Here is a 16,295-nt window from a genome sequence, read left to right on the forward strand (position 1 = left end):
ACCGGGAGTGAGCAGAGAAGATGACAATCGGAATTCCACCGGTGATCGATGCAGCGCAGTCCGTCGGTACCAACGCCGATCGAGCGTACGAAATAGTGCGTGAGCAGCTGATCATGCTGGAAATTCGTCCGGGTGAACCCATCAACGACGATCGCCTGGCCGAGCAATTGGGACTGGGTCGAACGCCGATTCGTGAGGGTCTCAAACGACTCGAGCGGGAGCGGCTCGTTGTTGCGTACCCCCGTCGTGGAACCTTCGCGACTGCCGTCGACATGACCGACCTGGCCAACATCTCGGAGATTCGCAAGCAGCTCGAGCCCGCGGCCTCGGCGCGTGCGGCGCGGACGGCCACCCGGGCAGCACGAGACCGGCTGGCGGAACTCGCGGCCTCCATTGCGAGCATCGACGACACCGACGACTCACGTGAGGTGCTGCGCAAAGATGTTGCAGTGCATCGGGAAATCTATCGGGCGTCGGGAAATCCCCACCTCGAAGACATTCTGGTCAGCCTCGACGCACATGCCACCCGCATCTGGTGCCTGTTTCTCGACCGACTGCCGAACGTCGCCGGCCATGTTCGTGAACACGTCGTGCTGCTGCAGGCCATCATCGACGGCGACGCCGACACCGCAGCGGAACTGACCCTCGAACACGTCACCGGGTTCGAGAACGCCATCAGGGAACTGCTGTAGTAGCAGCCGAAATACGCTCGGCCGCACCTCTCAATGCGGTCGAGATCGCGTACATCGCCGGGGTGTACTGACGCCGAGCGAGTGACGCGATATAGATGACGCGGGTGGGAACCCGGTCCGATTCCGGGAAGGCGACCGCGGTCACGTCGGGTCGGTGATGCACCACCGACAAACGAGGAACCATCGCGATGCCGACGCCTGCGGCCACCATGGCCTCGATCTCCTGGTAGTCGTGGGCCTCGTACACGACGTCGGGCTCGAATCCTGCTACGCGACAACTGCGATAGAGAACTTCGGCAGCGGGGTGGTCGTTGCTGCGGATGATCCACCGCGCGCTTTCGAGATCGTGCAGCGAGACGTCGTGCTCCAGTCGATCGTCGTCGATCGGTAGCAGCAGCACGGTCTGGTCTTCCATCAGTGGCTCGAGTGACAGCGATCGTTCGGCCTCCTCCGTCCAGGCGTAGCTCCACAGCAGCGCCAAGTCGATTTCGCTCGAATGCAGCATGTCGAGCAACTGTGGGCGCACCGCCGAACGAACCCGAACGTCGACATCGGGCCATCGCGAGTGATAGTCCTTCAACGCGTCGGAGAGCAGCGACGCACTGACGGTGGGAAACGAGCCGAGCCGGACAGAACCGCGTTCGAGCCCCCGGATTGCTTCGAGGTCACCGCTCGCTGCCCGCATCTCCCGTCTGAACAGTCGGGCGCGGCTGGTGAGAATCTCGCCGGCTTCGGTGAGCTGCACACCGCGTGGCAGGCGGGTCAGTACCGGCTGCTTGATGCCGTGTTCGAGTTTGCTGATGCGCTGAGACGCCGCGGATGGGGTCATGTTCGCCCGCTCGGCACCTGCGGTCAGCGAGCCGGCCTCGGCGATGTCCAGCAGAAGGAACAACGTCACGACGTCGAACGTGTGGTTCATGCGGATATCTTTCAGCTCAGCTAAACGACTAGGTAGCAAAACGATATTGTCCTAAAAGCCAGGCGTCAATAATGTGACAGGGACAACGTTCGAGTGCGGATGTAACCGAGCACTTACCACCACCTGAAAGACGCCCATGACTTCCATCGAGATCCTCCCGCTCATCGCACTGGTTGCGATGTTCGTGATCGCAACCTTCTTTCCGATCAACATCGGCATCCTGGGCTTCATCGGTGCCTTTGTTGTCGGGTACTTCGCACTGGGATTCGACGACAAGGAAATCCTGAACGAGTTCCCCAGCTCGATAGTGTTGACCATCGTCGGCGTCACCTACTTCTTCGGTATGGCCAAACGTAACGGCACCATCGATCTGCTGGTGAACAGCTGCATCCGAGCGGTACACGGCCGAGTGACAGTAGTTCCGTGGGTGTTCTTCTTCGTCGCTTCGGTCTTGACGGCGCTGGGCACCTTCAGCCCCGCCGCGGTCGCATTGATCGTGCCTGCAGCCATGGCGTTCGCAGCGCGAACCGGCATGAGCCCGCTGGTCATGGGCATCATGGTGATCAACGGTGCCCACGCAGGAGCGTTCTCCCCGATTTCCGTTTCCGGCGTTCTGGTTCGTGACATCGTCGAGAACAACGGCCTCGCGCTCAGCCCGTGGACGCTGTTCTTCGCCAGCTACGGCATCAACCTGCTGCTCTCGGTCTTGACGGTCGTCGGCTACGCAGCACTGGCCCGCATGAAGGGCTTCGAGTACACCGCAACCGGCTCCACCGACCCCGCGCCCGGCAGTGGCCCGGTGGGCGGATCACCGGTCAAGACGTCCGTCCCCACCGGCGGCGGTACCGGCGGCGGCAGCTCAGCGGGCGGCAGCACTGCGGTGCTCACTCGTCCGAAAACAACCACGCTGGTCGACGCGCCGGCCCCGGTCACGTTCGTACAGAAGCTCACGCTGTTCCTCATCGGCGCTCTCCTGGTGCTCGTTCTCGTCCTGCACCTGCCGATCAGCTTCATCGCCATAGGAGCCGGAGCAGTCCTGGCGTTCACGGATCTGAAGAAGCAGAACGAAGCCATCGCAGACATCAGCTGGTCGACGGTTCTGCTGGTTGCAGGCATGGTCACCTACATCTCGATCCTGCAGGAAGTCGGCACCATCGATCATCTCGCCGAAATGGCGATCACCATCGGCGCGCCGATCATCGTGGCCATCGTGCTCTGCTACGTCATCGGCATCACTTCGGCGTTCGCGTCCTCCACTGCGCTGCTGGCCGCCGTCATCCCGCTGGCCATGCCGCTGCTGGGTACCGGTGCACTGCCGGTCGTCGGCGTCGTCGCTGCCCTCGCCATCTCGGCCACCGTCGTCGACGTCTCGCCGTTCTCGACCAACGGTGCGCTCGTGCTGGCCAACGCACAGAACATCGAGCGCCCGCGCTTCTACCGTCAGCTGCTGCTCAATGCGGGAGTCGTCGTGGCCGTCGCGCCCGCCCTGTGCTGGTTGATCCTGGTCGTCGTTCCTGCCCTGTTCTGACCGAGCACATGCGTTAAGCGCTGCTGCACGACATGAACATATTTCGTAATTGTGCTTGAACATCCTCTGTCGCAGGGTGGAAGCATCGGATCCTGATCGGAAGGCACACCAGATGTTCACTCTTCGTGGAACGTGGATGCGTGGAGGCACCAGCAAGTGCTGGCTGTTCAACGCGGTCGACATCGACCCGTACATCGCCGACGCCGGCGGTCTCGACAACATCCTGACCGCAGCCTTCGGTTCCGGCGACCCGCGGCAGCTCGACGGGGTCGGGGGCGGCAGCTCCACCACCTCCAAGGCAGCCATCGTGCGACGCTCGGGCGCACCCGGTATCGATGTCGACTACCTGTTCGCTCAGGTCGCCATCGAGAACCGCACCGTGGAGTGGGGCAGCAACTGCGGAAACTGCGCGACCGCGATCGGTCTCTACGCCGTGCAGACCGGTCTCGTCGCCGTCGACGACCACGTCACCGTGGTGCGGATGCGTAACGAGAACACCGGCGCGATTCTGGCGGCGGAGATCGCAACTCCCGGCGGACGCATTCCTGCGGAGGGCGACGCGTCCGTCCCCGGAACCACCGCTCTCGGTGTCCCGGTGGGATTGACCTTCACCGATCCGGCCTCGGACCGAGTGACGATGCTCCCCACCGGTGCAGAGATCGATCGAGTCACTCTCGGCGACAGAGGCTTTCGAGGAACGTTCGTTCGGGCGGGTGCGCCCGCCGCACTGTTCGATGCCGCCGATTTCGGGCTGACCGCGTCGGAGACCAACGATGTCGTCGCCTCGCACGTCCCCACCCTCATCGCGCTACGCCGGCAGGCAGCTCTGCGGATGGGGTTGAGCAAGCCCGAACAACCTGTCTCGCATGCCATTCCGAAGGTCGGGATCGTGGGCCCGCCGCGAGACTACGTGACCACCACGGGTGAGCATGTTGCCGCCGCCGACTACGACATTTCGGTACGCATGCTGTCGATGATGGCACCGCACCCGGCGATCGGACTGACCTCGGCGGTGGCAGTGGCGGCGGCCGCCACGGTCGAGGGCGGTGTGGTCACCACCAACGCCCGCATCGGTTGGCCCGGATCACTCCGCATCGGAACGGCGGCCGGGGTGCTCGACGTCGACTACACCGTGGACCACGACGGATTGCTGCACGCGGTCACACTTCATCGCGCAGTCCGACGTATCGCAACCGCAGACCTCTTCGTGGTGCCGATGCCCGCTCTGGTCGGTGCACACTCCGCTTGAGTTCGTGGCCTCAGAACCGAGCGGCGACGTCCTGGAAAATTCTCAGTAGTACGGTCGCGCTCGGCGAGAGCTTCTGTTCTGCCAAGTGCGCCAGCAGTATTCGACGTGATGGTGCGCCCGTCAACGGGACCAATCGCACATCGTCTCGTATGTTCGACAGCGCCATGCGCGGTGCGAACGAGACGCCCAGATCCACTGCCACCATTGCCTGCGCCTCCTGGTAGTCGTTCGCGGCGAACGAGACGGTGGGGGAGAAACCCGCAGCGTGGCACGCTCGCTCGAGCGCAGCGCCGACCGGATGAGTGTCTTCCCGGGTGATCCACTGCTCGTGTTCGAGCTCCGTCATGTCCACCGAATCACGTTCGGCCAGATGATGATTGACTGAGACAACCAGCATCGGTGGGTCGACGATGAGCTGGTGCACCGTCAGATCCGAGTCGGTGATTCTGGCCCACTCGTAATCCCAGAGCAGGGACAGCTCCACCTCGCGGGTGTCGAGCATTCCCCGCAGCCCGGCGAATCGCGAGCTGCGCACTGTCAGTGCGACTGCCGGATGGCGCGACTTGAACAGCTTCACCACCGGTGGTAGCAGGCTGGCACCGGCCGTCGGGAACGTGCCGATTCTCAAAGTACCTGCGCGTAGGCCGGACAGATCTTCGAGTTCGTTACGCGCAGCGAGCAATTGAGTTTCGATGCGCTCGGCGTGCCGGACCAGGACTTCGCCTGCCTCGGTCAGGCGCACCCCGCGAGCATGCCGTTCCAGCAAGGGTTGGCCGGCTTCGAGCTCGAGCTTGCTCAATTGCTGCGACACCGCAGATGTGGTGAAGCTCAACCGAGTTGCTGCCCCGGTGATAGATCCGGTGCGCACCACCTCGACCAGGAGCAGCAGGCGTCGGGTGTCGAACATGATCGAACCACCTTTAAGTGAAAGTTAAGGGATCTCGACTTTTTCGTAATTGTACTCGACGGCTGTGTGATGCAGGCTATGTACAGCGACCGCACGAGAGCTGCGTCACATGACCGCACTGGCTCCTCGAATGTTCAACTCCAAGAACGTTTTCGAGAGTAACGACCGGAAGGTATCCGAGGATGTATTCACTGCGTGGCACGTGGATGAGGGGCGGGACCAGCAAGTGCTGGCTCTTCAGCTCCGTCGACGTCGAGCCACTGATCGAACAAGCAGGATCTCTCGACGAGATTCTGGTCTCCGCCTTCGGATCCGGCGACCCCCGCCAGCTCGACGGCGTCGGTGGCGGCAGCTCGACCACCTCGAAGGCGGCCATCGTCAGCAGGTCCTCCGAGGACGGAATCGACGTGGACTACCTCTTCGCTCAGGTCGCCATCGGTGATCGAAAGGTGGAGTGGGGAAGCAACTGTGGTAACTGTGCCACCGCGATCGGCCTGTACGCACTCCAACAAGGCCTGGTGGCGATCGATCCGATCACCACCGTCGTGCGGCTGCGTAATCGCAATACCGGTGCGGTGGTGCTCACCGAGATCGATACCCCGGGCGGCGTCGTTCCGTCCGAAGGGTCGGCTCAGGTTGCCGGAACGTCGGCTCTCGGCGTTCCGGTCGGACTGACGTTCATCGACCTCGGTGCCGATCGCACTCGATTGCTCCCCACCGGGTCAGTGGAGGACACCGTGGAGCTACATGGGTCGCAGCACCGCGGCACGATGGTGGTCGCCGGCGCTCCCGCTGCATTGTTCGATGCATCCGACCTCGGTATGACCGGGGCCGAGACCGCTGCCGAGCTGACGGAACGTGTTCCGCGACTGGTCGAATTGCGCCGCAGTGCAGCACTGCTCATGGGGCTGTCGCGCCCGCAGGATCCGATCACGCACGCGGTGCCGAAGGTCGGCATCATCGCGCCGCCGGTGGACTACCGCCTCGAAGACGGAACACTCGTCTCGGCCGGTGAATACGACGTCTGCGTGCGCATGCTCTCGATGATGGCACCGCATCCGTCGATCGGCCTGACGTCGGCGGTGGCGGTGGCCGCCGCCGCAACGGTGCGCGGCGGTGTGGTGGATCGGGTCATCCGCGGTGCCGCCAGCTCGACCCTACGGCTGGGGACGCCGGCAGGTGTGTTGGCCGTCGATGTCGACATCGCTGCGGACGGCAACCTCACCAGCGTGACCCTGCACCGCGCTGCACGACGGATCGCGACGGCAGAATTGTTCGTTTCCGTTGCTGCGAAGGCACTTTCGATCAGATAGCTCGACCTGTGAACACGGCTTCGACGACTGAAGAAAAGGAAGATCATGAAGGTTAGCATCGAGAATCTGAGCCTCGCTTACTCGGGAAACACTGTTGTCCGCGACCTCGACCTGGAGATCGCCGACGGAGAATCCCTGGTGTTGCTGGGTCAGTCAGGCTGCGGTAAGACCAGCACGATGCGCTGTGTGGCAGGGCTGGAGACCCCCAGCGCCGGCCGCATCACCATCGGTGACCGCGTCGTCCACGACTCGAACACGAACAAGACGATCCCGCCGCACAAACGCAACGTGGGCATGGTCTTTCAGTCCTACGCGGTGTGGCCGCACCGGACTGTGTTCGACAACGTGTCCTTCTCGTTGAAGATGCAGAAGGTCAACAAGACCGAGATGAACCAGCGCGTCCTCGAGGCCCTCGACCTCGTCGGGTTGGGCGAAATGGCGCACCGAGGAGCGAGCTTGCTCAGTGGTGGTCAGATGCAGCGGGTGGCGCTGGCTCGGTCCCTGGTGATGCGCCCCAGCGTGCTGCTCCTCGACGAGCCGCTGTCGAACCTCGATGCCCGACTGCGCGAACGACTTCGGATGGAATTGCGAGAGCTTCAGCTCCGACTCGGACTGACCACCGTCTACGTCACGCACGATCAGGTCGAGGCGTTCGCCCTTGCCGACCGAATCGCGCTGATGCAGAACGGCCGAATCGTGCAGATCGGCACCCCCGAAGACATCTACACCTCGCCGATGTCCGCCTCGGTGGCCGAGTTCCTCGGTGTCGGCAACATCTTCCGCGCCACGCCTGCGTCGGGACCGCGATCGACGATGGAGCTGACGGACTTCGGACAGATTGCAGTGTCGGTCGATGCAGCGTCGGCGGCCGACGGGCCCGTCGTGGTGTGCCTGCGGCCCGAGGATCTGTTGGTCACCCCGTTGGACGATGCCGAGCCCGAGGGCCAGTCCTGGATGGGCACAGTCGACGTCGCGAGCTACCAGGGGGCGTCCATTCGGTACCGCGTCACACTGGACGACGGCCCGGAGATCGAAGCCGTCGCCACCGGACACGCCAGCCGAATCCTGGGTATGGGAGAACGCGCACGGGTCACAGCAGTAGCCGGCGGAGCTCAGGTTCTCGTCGACGATCGCGTCGCCTCCGAGGCGGTGCCGGTATGAGCGCCCCCACCGACAATCGGCCCGTCACCACGACGAAGCCGCCGGTCGACACTCCGACACCCCAACGCAGGCCGGGTCTGAAGAAGTGGATTCCGACGCTTCTGCAGTTGGCTCTGCTCACCGTGATCGTGCTGTTCCCGATGTTCTTCATCGTGATGGGCGCATTCACCGACAACGCCGAGCGCACATCGCTGTTCGACTTCGGTAACTTCACCCTCGACAACTTCTCGCTGCTCGGGTCCTCGACCGCGCAGAGCGCCCTGTGGAATTCGGCTCTGGTCGGCATCGGGTCCTCGATCGTCGCGCTGACGATCGGGTGCACGCTCGCCTTCCTGGCAGCACGTACCAACGTTCCGGGCCGAAAGATGATCTACGGCATCGGTATTGCGCCGCTCTTCCTCCCGGCGCTCGTCGGGGCACTGGCGTGGGCATTGCTGGCCGGGCCGGCCACCGGTTACATCAACCTGGTTCTGACCGCGATCGGTCTTCCCGGCTTCATCGACATCTACAGCTTCGGCGGGATGATCTTCATCCTCGGCATCTATTACGCGCCGTATCCGTTCCTGATGGTCCACTCCGCGCTCTCGTTGATGAATCCGGACCTCGAGGACGCCGCCAGTCTGCACGGTGCGAAGTTGACGAAAATGCTGAGCAAGATCACGTTCCCGCTCGTCATGCCCGCCGTGATCGGCTCGGGAATCCTGGTTTTCGCGCTCACCGTGGAGAACTTCCCGGTGGCTCAGGTGATCGGCGTGCCCGGCGGAGTCGACACCCTGCCGACCCTGATCTATCGACTGATGAACGCATCGCCTGCCCGCGGCAACGACGCCGCCGCTGTCGCAGTGGTTCTCACCGTCTTGCTGGTCGCCGTCGTCGCCTTCCAGCAGCGCGCGATGAGCAGCAAGGAATACACCACCGTCAGCGGCAAAGGTGTTCGGGCGCGTCAGGTTCCGCTGCGGGCATGGCGCATCCCGGCTGCAGTGTTCGCCTGGGTGTACTTCGCCCTGGCCGTCCTCCTGCCGCTTGTCGCCCTGGTGTTGGCTGCTCTCCAGACCAGCCCGTACGTCGCGAACATCGGTCAACTCTTCGATTCGGGAGCGCTGTCGTTCTGGGGACTGGGAGAGACGTTGCGCAGTACCGACTTCCACAGCGTGATGACCAACAGCGTCATCGTCGGTGTCGCCACCGCCGCTATCGGTACCGCGTTCTGCTTCGCCTTGGCGTACACGAGGTACCGCACGAATGCTCCAGGCCGAAAGCTGTTGGAATACCTGGCGATGTTGCCGCTGGCTGTTCCTGCCATCGTGCTCGGCCTGGGTCTGCTGTGGACGTGGCTGGCGCTTCCGCTGCCGATCTACGGAACACTCGCGGTGTTGGTGATCGCGTTCGTTGCCGTCACCATTCCGCAGGGCTACCGCGGTGTCTCTGCGTCGATTATCCAGTTGGACAAGGACTTGGAAGACAGCGCAGTCATGTTGGGTGCACGGCGGCACCGGGCGATTTCGTTCGTCACCGCGCCGCTGCTCAAGGTCGGTCTGTCCTCGACCTTCCTGTTGCTGCTGATGCTGTCCATGCGTGAGCTCACCGCCGCGCTGTTCCTGTTCACCTCCGACACCCGGTTGCTCTCGATCGCGATCTTCGACGCCTACGACAACGGCTCGTTCCAGTCGGCTGCCGAGTTGAGCCTGCTGTACTGCGTCGTGATCGGTGTGCTCGCAATCCTCTCGCGTCGCTTCGGATCCAAGGAAACTGTCTGATGAGAAAATTGGTAACAGCAATCGCGCTGGGCGTCGCAGTGGCAACTGCCGCGGCCTGCTCGCCGCCACCCGAACGTCCCGCCTTGGCTCGGGCAGCCGAGGAGATCGTCACCGACAACGGCCTCGTCATCGACGGTGAGCAGATCGCAGATCCCGATCTGTGGACGCAGGCCCAGGCCGAAGGTGGCATCACCCTCTACAGCGGTTACACCGCGGTCACCGAGGCCACGGTGCTGAAGAACTTCGAGAAGGACACCGGACTCGACGTCAAGCTCGTGCGGCTCACCCCGAACCGTCTGTACGAGCGACTGGTGGCCGAGTACGGCGCAGGACGGCTCGACGCGGACGTCGTGCGGATCTCCGATGCCGGCTTCGTCAGCGGCCTCAGCGAGCGCGGTGTGTTCCAGCCCTACACGCCGCCGACGGCGACGGAGCTGCAGGACGACGTCGTGTTCGACGGCGGCAACTACTACCGGACCTTCGACCCGATCTACACGATGGGCTACAACAGTGCGCTCATCGAGGGTGACGACAGGCCGATGTCCTGGGCAGATCTTCTCGACGATCGGTGGAAGGGCAATCTGGGTATCGCTCAGGCCGGAGCCGGCGGTAGTGCACTGGCACTGACTCGGTTTCAGCGTGAGGTACTCGGCGACGACTACCTCCGTGAATACTCCTCGGAGGCACGGGTGTTCGACTCCATCGGAGCTCAGCTCGATGCGCTCGCCCGCGGTGAGATCGAAGCAGGGACCGTCGTGGTGAGCAGCGTCAACATCGCCAACAACGAGAATGCGCCGGTCAACTTCGTGGTGCCGGAGGAGGGACTCACCGCCTACGACTACTACACCGGTGTTGCATCCACAGCGAAAAACACTGCAGCCGCGCAGGTATTCATGAACTGGAACCTCTCCAAGAGGGGTCAGCAGGTGTTCAGCGATCTCGGTGAATACTCGGTTCGCAACGACATCGACCCGCCGGTGATCCGCGGAATCGAGCTACCAGAGTTCACCGACCCCAAGGTCAACCGCATCACACAGTCGGAATCGATAGAGAACTCCGCCGACGACCAAGAGGCGTGGAACGCGATTTTCGGTTACAACGAATAGAAGAACCACCTCATTCGCGGCCGCCGAGTCCGTGGGACTCGGCGGCCGTTCAGGTCATGCCGTGCCGACACCATCGAGGACTGCGTCGACCAGATTCTCTGCGTAGACGCGGTCGGTCTCGGCGCGATCGGAATCGGTGCGATGCGAGAAGATGACGTGGCTGAACACCGCTCCGGTCACCAGTTCGAGAATTCGGGTGGTATCGGCGGACTCGGGCAATTCGCCTCGACTCTGAGCTCGATGCACGATGAGCCGCGCCGCGACCAGACGGCTCTTGTTGAGCGTCTCCATCATTCGGCCGAGTAGGTCGGGGTGCACCCGCGCATCGAGAGCGACCCTCAGGCTGACCAGACCGGCTGTCCCTCGGTAACCCTGCAGAAGCTGCACTGCGAGCTCGACGAGATCTGCCCGCAGCGTGCCGAGGTCGATCGGCGTCGCGAGTGGACTTCGGGCTTCCAGCGCGTCGACGACCAAGGCTCCCTTCGATTCCCAGCGTCGGTAGAGCGCGGCTCTCCCGACCGAAGCGCGGCGGGCAACGGCGTCGAGTGTGAAGCCTGACCATCCCTTTTCCCAGTACACCTCGAGCACCGCGTCGTAGACGCGGTCTTCCAGATGTGGATCGCGAGGACGTCCCCGTCGGCTCGTGGCTTCGTCGGTCACCCCCGAATTGTCGCACCTGACGGCATTGCAGACAATCTCTGTCTGTATTAGGTTTCCGGTCATGAGTTCTGCACGCCACGAGGCGTCGACGGTGGATCCGACACGTGTTCCGGTGATCGTGGCTGTCGGTGAAACAAGCGGCCGGGGCGAACCCATGGGCGTCGAACCCATGGAACTGATCACGCTCGCTGCGACTGCGGCACTCCGGGACTCGCCGACGTCGGAGCCGTGGATTCGCCGCGCGGACAGCATCGCGTTCTGTCATATCGCCAGCTGGGCATACGCCAGTCCCGCCGCGGCACTGGCACGTGGATTCGGTGCCACACCAGCAGATCTGTTCGACGCTCCGATCGGTGGGCAATGGCCTGCGCGGCTCGTCGATCGCGCAGCCGCGCGCATCGCCTCCGGAGAGTCGACGGTGGCGGTGATCGCGGGCGGTGAAGCCCAGGCCTCGATGAGCGCGCTGGTCAAGGCCGGTCGAGACCCCGTCGACGACGGCGGGTGGAGCACAAATCCGGGCGGTCCACCCACCTTCGACCTCGACCAACTCGGCAGCGCTGCAATGCAAGAGGCCGGTCTGATCTCACCGGTCCGGATCTATCCATTGTTCGAGAGCCGATTTCGCTTCGAGTCCGGCTTGGATCCGGTGGCCCGGCAGGCCGAGTGCAGCGAGCTGTATGCGACGTTCTCCGTTGTCTCCGAGCAGAATCCGTATTCGTGGAACGGGCGAGCGCGGACGGCTGCCGACATCGGCACGCCGTCGCCGAAGAACCGCATCGTGTGCGAGCCGTATCCGCTGTCGATGAACGCGATGCCGTTCGTCGACCAGGCAGCGTGCATCGTGGTGACGAGCTTGGCCGAAGCCCGCGAATGCGGCGTGCCCGAGAGCGACATCGTGTACGTCTGGGGCGGTGCTGGTGCCGAGGACACGGTCGACATTCTCGACCGCAGTAGTTTCGGCCGGTCCCGAGCGATGGAAGGCGCGATGGATCGCGCAATGCATGGCGCGGAGATCGGGGTCGAGCAAGTGGACGTGTTGGACGTCTACAGCTGCTTTCCGATCGTGCCGACCCTGGCCACACGTCACCTCGGAACGCCGAAGTCGTTGATTCCCACAGTGACCGGTGGCCATTCGTCCTTCGGCGGACCTCTCAGTAGTCATTCGCTGCATTCGATCACCGCATCGGTTCGGGAAATTCGTGGCGGGAAGAGTTGTGCGCTGGTGCACGCGAACGGTGGCTACCTGACCTACCACCACTCCGTGCTGTTGGGTGCCGAACAGCATCCGCTCGGCTACATCGGAGATCCTGAACCCGCAGTGCTGGCCTCGGATCCGCCGCCTCGAGCACCTGTCGAGGACGGGGATCTTGTGGTGGAGACTGTCTCCGTCGAGCATTCACGGCAGCGGGAACCGAACCAGGCTTTCCTCGTCGGGAGGGACGAGCGCGGACGACGCGTTGCCGCACAGACGGCTCCCGGCGATACGGCCAGTGCGCATGCGTTGTCCCTCCATCGAGGCGAACCTGCACGCGAAATCATCGGAGCAACAGTCAGTGTCGAGTCGAACGAGGGGAACATTCGTGTCCGAGGCCGATAGCATCGAACCTGTTGTACTGACCAGGCGTGAAGGTCATGTACTCGTCGTCACGATCAACCGACCGAAGGCCGCCAACAGCATCGACGCACGCGTGCATACGCTGCTCGGGCGAGCCTGGGAGTCGGCCGAGGCCGACCGCGACATCCGTGCCATCGTCTTGACCGGCGCGGGATCGGCGACCTTCTGCGGGGGTGCCGATCTGAAAGCCCTCGGCACCGGAGGCCCCGGCGCGGTGACCCCGCCCGAGACCGAGCATTGGGGGTTCGCCGGGATTGTCCAACACCCGATTTCGGTTCCCGTCATCTCGGCGGTGAACGGGTCCGCGATGGGAGGTGGAACCGAGATCGCTCTGGCCTCGGATATGGTCGTCGCCTCGGACACGGCCGTATTCGGCCTGCCCGAGATCCGCCGCGGACTCGTCGCCGGTGCGGGCGGTACCTTTCGACTGATGTCTGCGGTGCCGGAACACGTTGCGCTGGAGACGATCTTGACGGGTCAGCCGATCTCCGCACAGGAGGCCGCACGATGGGGTCTGGTCAACAGGGTTGTCGCGCCCGACGACGTTCTCGCGACGGCACTCGGTCTCGCTCGCCTCTGCGCAGAGGGCGCGCCGCTCGCGGTGCGCGCATCCAAGCGGCTCGCTCGACGCATCTCCGACGGCACCATCGCGCACGAGGAAGAATCGTGGCAGCAGAACCGTCGGGAATTGGATCGACTGGCCACCACCCAGGACGTCGTCGAAGGAATCACCGCATTCCTGCAGAAACGGGATCCGACATGGACCGCGCAGTGAGCGCTCAGCGCTGAGGAACACTGTTACCCAAGCGTGACCTGCTTAGCGCAAGTAACGGAGTCGTGCCCGAGGCGATAGACCGGGCACGATGTTCGTCGCGAGTGGGGAGTCGTCATGAGAGTGCGTTCTTCGATCGGATCCGCCCTGTTGACGGTGGTGGCCATGGCCGCCCTGACGGCCTGCGGCGACAATGACGCTCGGCCCGCCTCGCAGGCAGTGGCGACGTCCACCCAGGTGGGCGGTGCCCAACCAGGGTCTCCGGTCGAGAACGCGCCATCGGAGAGTCCGGCGGCCGATGAACCGGGCACCGGCGATGGATCAGGGCCGATCGACGCGTCGGTACCTGCACCGACCGCTGCTGCGCCCCCTACTCAGCCTGTGGCGGTCGAGCCGCCCGTTCAGGATCCGGTGCAGCCGCAGATTCCTCCTGTATCGAACCCCGATGGAGACCTGGCGTCGACGATCATGGGGGATTGGCAGCGGCACGCAAGCATTCTTCACCTCGATCCCGACCCGGCGAGCAGCACATTCACCACCGGAGCGAGTTGCTGCGACGTCGAAACCTGGACGGCCACCTACACACCGATCGGTGACGACAAGGAAGACGGCGTGGTCGTCACGCTGCTGGAGCGCACGTTCCTGGCCGGTGACGGGCTGGGCGGAATCCTATACGAGGGCAAACGATTCGAGGCCTCGCCGAGTATCGGGTACAACGACACCCGCGTGTTGATGACCTACGATCTGGGCGACGCTCCCGGCGTCAACACGTGGTGCCGATCCGGTCACGGCGTTCCCGAGTGCGGTGCCTGACGTACTGCCGTCACTGCAATTCTGGCCGCATGGCCGATGGCCTGATCGACCAGCGGGAGGTACAGGTCCATCCGCGCTGCCCTGGTGAACACCGACACCGCGACGGGCGTCTCGTCTGGAAATGACACCACGGCAACCTCGTTGCGAATGGGGCCGATGGTTCCGGTCTTGCCCGCGACCTGCACATCCGGGTACGGGATTCCGCTGCGAATTCTGTGCGGCCATACCTGCTGAGACAGAACCTCTTTCATGTAGAGGCACTGCGTCGGCGATGCCGCGGTGCCCAGCCAGATCGAGCGCAGAACGGTGTTGCTGTCACGAGGTGTGGTGCACGAGGTGTACGCCGGATCGAAACCCGAGCTGTCGACCACCGTGTAGTTGCTGGCCAGTAGGCCCACCGCTTCGTCCGCGTTCAACCGGCCGGTATCCCGGACGATCTGATCACCCAGTTGTTTCGTGCCACCCACGATGCGCGTGTGTTCGAGTCCGAGATCGTCGATCACCCGGGCAAGTGCATCGAGACCCACTGCGCCGAGAAGTGCGTCGGCAGCGGCATTGTCGGAGACGGTGATCATCGAGCGTGCGATGTCACGCCAACTCATGGTCACCGGATCCGCGTAACTCGAGATGCCGGTCGGCCCGGGACTGCACTGTGCCGGAACGAGTCGCACCGAATCGGTTGCAGTCAAGGATCCTTCGTCGAACGCACGCGCAGCTGCAACGAGCAGCACGATCTTCCACACCGACGCGGCGACGACGGGGTCGTCTCCCTCGTAATCGACGGTCGTGCCGGTGCCGTCGATCCGCTCGGCGCGCACCCAACCACGACAGCCCGCGTCGGCGAATACGGCGCGCAGCTGTTCGTCGGTCGTATTCACTTGCCGGCCTGCAACAGGATTCGGTCGATGAGATTCACCAGAGACTCGGCCTCGTCGTTGCGGCTCACGATCCGCACTCTCAGGGCAACGTCGTCGGACGAGAGGTCGAGATGTTCGGTGCCGGGCAGTACGGGACTCGCGGCAGGTACGAGCCCGAAACATCGACCTGACGCAACGCTGATCGTGACGGCGCGAAAGGTGTTCGCAGCAAACACCTCTGGATCGAGTGCGTGGCGCCGAAACGCATCGAGCAGCAGGTCGTGTGCAGGTGGATTCGCAGCCCGCGGCGTGGTGGCGAAGGCCAGGTCGGACAACATGGTCAGTCGCGGCCGCGCCGCTCGGGCCGACCTGTGACCGACAGGAACGCTGACCCGCCGGGGTAACGCAATCACTGGTCCGGCCACCAGTCGATCGAGTACCACCGGGTGATCGATCACGGCAACGTCGAGTTCGTGTGATCGCACCCGGTCCAGCAAAGACACTGCACCGCCGGTCTCCACCCGTGCTTGGACTCCGACGGACGCGGCGATACGTGCGGCCAGTGCATCGTCCAGCTGGGGGATGAGGCCGATGCGGACCGTCTCGGACGCGGTGAGTGACTCTGCCGTGGTGGTCAATCGGCGTGCGTCGTCGACGATCAAGCGAGCCCGGGGCAACAGCGCAGCCCCGTGCTCGGTGATGGCGGCACCGTCGGGTGTCCGCTCCACGAGCACGACACCGAGGTGCTTCTCCAAGGTCTTGATCGCCCGAGACACCGGTGGCTGCGTCACGCCCAGAGCCGCCGCTGCGCGGCCGAAGTGGCGTTCCTCGGCGACGGCGACAAAGTACTGGAGATGGCGAACAAGATCCACCGACCTATTGAAACACGTCTACCTGCCGCGATACCGAAGTGGAATGACGAAGCCATGCCTCGGGACTTGGCTCG

General features: G+C 63.8%; 15 protein-coding genes. 10 read left to right on the forward strand and 5 right to left on the reverse strand.

Going from position 1 to position 16,295, the window contains the following annotated elements:
• Nucleotides 1–20 precede the first annotated feature (20 nt).
• Nucleotides 21–692 (forward strand): GntR family transcriptional regulator, encoded by a 672-nt coding sequence (locus tag CH305_RS10210; RefSeq protein WP_032405075.1) that lies wholly within the window; start codon nucleotides 21–23, stop codon nucleotides 690–692.
• Here CH305_RS10210 and CH305_RS10215 read toward each other — a convergent pair.
• Nucleotides 676–1,611, reverse strand: a complete 936-nt coding sequence (locus CH305_RS10215) for a LysR family transcriptional regulator (protein ID WP_094703580.1) — start codon at nucleotides 1,609–1,611, stop codon at nucleotides 676–678. The genes CH305_RS10210 and CH305_RS10215 overlap by 17 nt on opposite strands.
• Nucleotides 1,612–1,747: 136 nt before the next feature.
• On the opposite strand from CH305_RS10215, the gene CH305_RS10220 reads away from it, so the two are divergent.
• Nucleotides 1,748–3,139 (forward strand): SLC13 family permease, encoded by a 1,392-nt coding sequence (locus CH305_RS10220; protein WP_037153084.1) that lies wholly within the window; start codon nucleotides 1,748–1,750, stop codon nucleotides 3,137–3,139.
• Between the two features lie 112 nt (nucleotides 3,140–3,251).
• A complete protein-coding gene (locus CH305_RS10225) occupies nucleotides 3,252–4,388 on the forward strand; it encodes a PrpF domain-containing protein (RefSeq protein WP_094703636.1) in 1,137 nt (378 codons plus the stop codon).
• Between the two features lie 10 nt (nucleotides 4,389–4,398).
• On the opposite strand, the gene CH305_RS10230 is transcribed toward CH305_RS10225, so the two are convergent.
• A complete protein-coding gene (locus CH305_RS10230; protein WP_094703581.1) occupies nucleotides 4,399–5,295 on the reverse strand; it encodes a LysR family transcriptional regulator in 897 nt (298 codons plus the stop codon).
• A gap of 182 nt (nucleotides 5,296–5,477) precedes the next feature.
• On the opposite strand from CH305_RS10230, the gene CH305_RS10235 reads away from it, so the two are divergent.
• The 4 genes from CH305_RS10235 to CH305_RS10250 are packed head-to-tail and all read left to right on the forward strand — an operon-like array spanning nucleotide 5,478 to nucleotide 10,632.
• Entirely contained in the window at nucleotides 5,478–6,608 is a 1,131-nt protein-coding gene (locus CH305_RS10235) for a PrpF domain-containing protein (RefSeq protein WP_094703582.1), read from the forward strand.
• Nucleotides 6,609–6,653: 45 nt separating this feature from the next.
• Nucleotides 6,654–7,769 (forward strand): ABC transporter ATP-binding protein, encoded by a 1,116-nt coding sequence (locus CH305_RS10240; protein WP_032405080.1) that lies wholly within the window; start codon nucleotides 6,654–6,656, stop codon nucleotides 7,767–7,769.
• Nucleotides 7,766–9,526, forward strand: coding sequence for an iron ABC transporter permease (locus CH305_RS10245; RefSeq protein ID WP_094703583.1), 1,761 nt, complete (start codon nucleotides 7,766–7,768; stop codon nucleotides 9,524–9,526). The genes CH305_RS10240 and CH305_RS10245 overlap by 4 nt, the downstream gene beginning before the upstream one ends.
• Nucleotides 9,526–10,632: an ABC transporter substrate-binding protein gene (locus tag CH305_RS10250; RefSeq protein WP_094703584.1), complete on the forward strand. Its 1,107-nt coding sequence runs from the start codon at nucleotides 9,526–9,528 to the stop codon at nucleotides 10,630–10,632. The genes CH305_RS10245 and CH305_RS10250 overlap by 1 nt, the downstream gene beginning before the upstream one ends.
• Nucleotides 10,633–10,686: 54 nt before the next feature.
• On the opposite strand, the gene CH305_RS10255 is transcribed toward CH305_RS10250, so the two are convergent.
• Nucleotides 10,687–11,292 (reverse strand): TetR/AcrR family transcriptional regulator, encoded by a 606-nt coding sequence (locus CH305_RS10255; protein ID WP_094703637.1) that lies wholly within the window; start codon nucleotides 11,290–11,292, stop codon nucleotides 10,687–10,689.
• Nucleotides 11,293–11,353: 61 nt separating this feature from the next.
• On the opposite strand from CH305_RS10255, the gene CH305_RS10260 reads away from it, so the two are divergent.
• From CH305_RS10260 to CH305_RS10270, 3 genes are all read left to right on the forward strand, one after another.
• Nucleotides 11,354–12,889 (forward strand): acetyl-CoA acetyltransferase, encoded by a 1,536-nt coding sequence (locus CH305_RS10260; RefSeq protein WP_256983660.1) that lies wholly within the window; start codon nucleotides 11,354–11,356, stop codon nucleotides 12,887–12,889.
• A complete protein-coding gene (locus CH305_RS10265) occupies nucleotides 12,873–13,682 on the forward strand; it encodes an enoyl-CoA hydratase/isomerase family protein (protein ID WP_256983661.1) in 810 nt (269 codons plus the stop codon). Before CH305_RS10260 ends, CH305_RS10265 begins: the two co-directional genes overlap by 17 nt.
• A gap of 114 nt (nucleotides 13,683–13,796) precedes the next feature.
• Nucleotides 13,797–14,492, forward strand: a complete 696-nt coding sequence (locus CH305_RS10270; protein ID WP_094703587.1) for a hypothetical protein — start codon at nucleotides 13,797–13,799, stop codon at nucleotides 14,490–14,492.
• Here CH305_RS10270 and CH305_RS10275 read toward each other — a convergent pair.
• Both CH305_RS10275 and CH305_RS10280 read right to left on the reverse strand, forming a co-directional pair.
• Complete coding sequence (locus CH305_RS10275) at nucleotides 14,465–15,370, reverse strand: serine hydrolase (protein ID WP_179278241.1); 906 nt, start codon at nucleotides 15,368–15,370, stop codon at nucleotides 14,465–14,467. The two genes, CH305_RS10270 and CH305_RS10275, sit on opposite strands and share 28 nt — an antisense overlap.
• Nucleotides 15,367–16,221, reverse strand: coding sequence for a LysR family transcriptional regulator (locus tag CH305_RS10280; RefSeq protein WP_094703589.1), 855 nt, complete (start codon nucleotides 16,219–16,221; stop codon nucleotides 15,367–15,369). The genes CH305_RS10275 and CH305_RS10280 overlap by 4 nt, the downstream gene beginning before the upstream one ends.
• Nucleotides 16,222–16,295: the final 74 nt, after the last annotated feature.

Source organism: Rhodococcus sp. 15-649-2-2, from assembly GCF_002258645.1.
Lineage (GTDB): Bacteria > Actinomycetota > Actinomycetes > Mycobacteriales > Mycobacteriaceae > Rhodococcoides.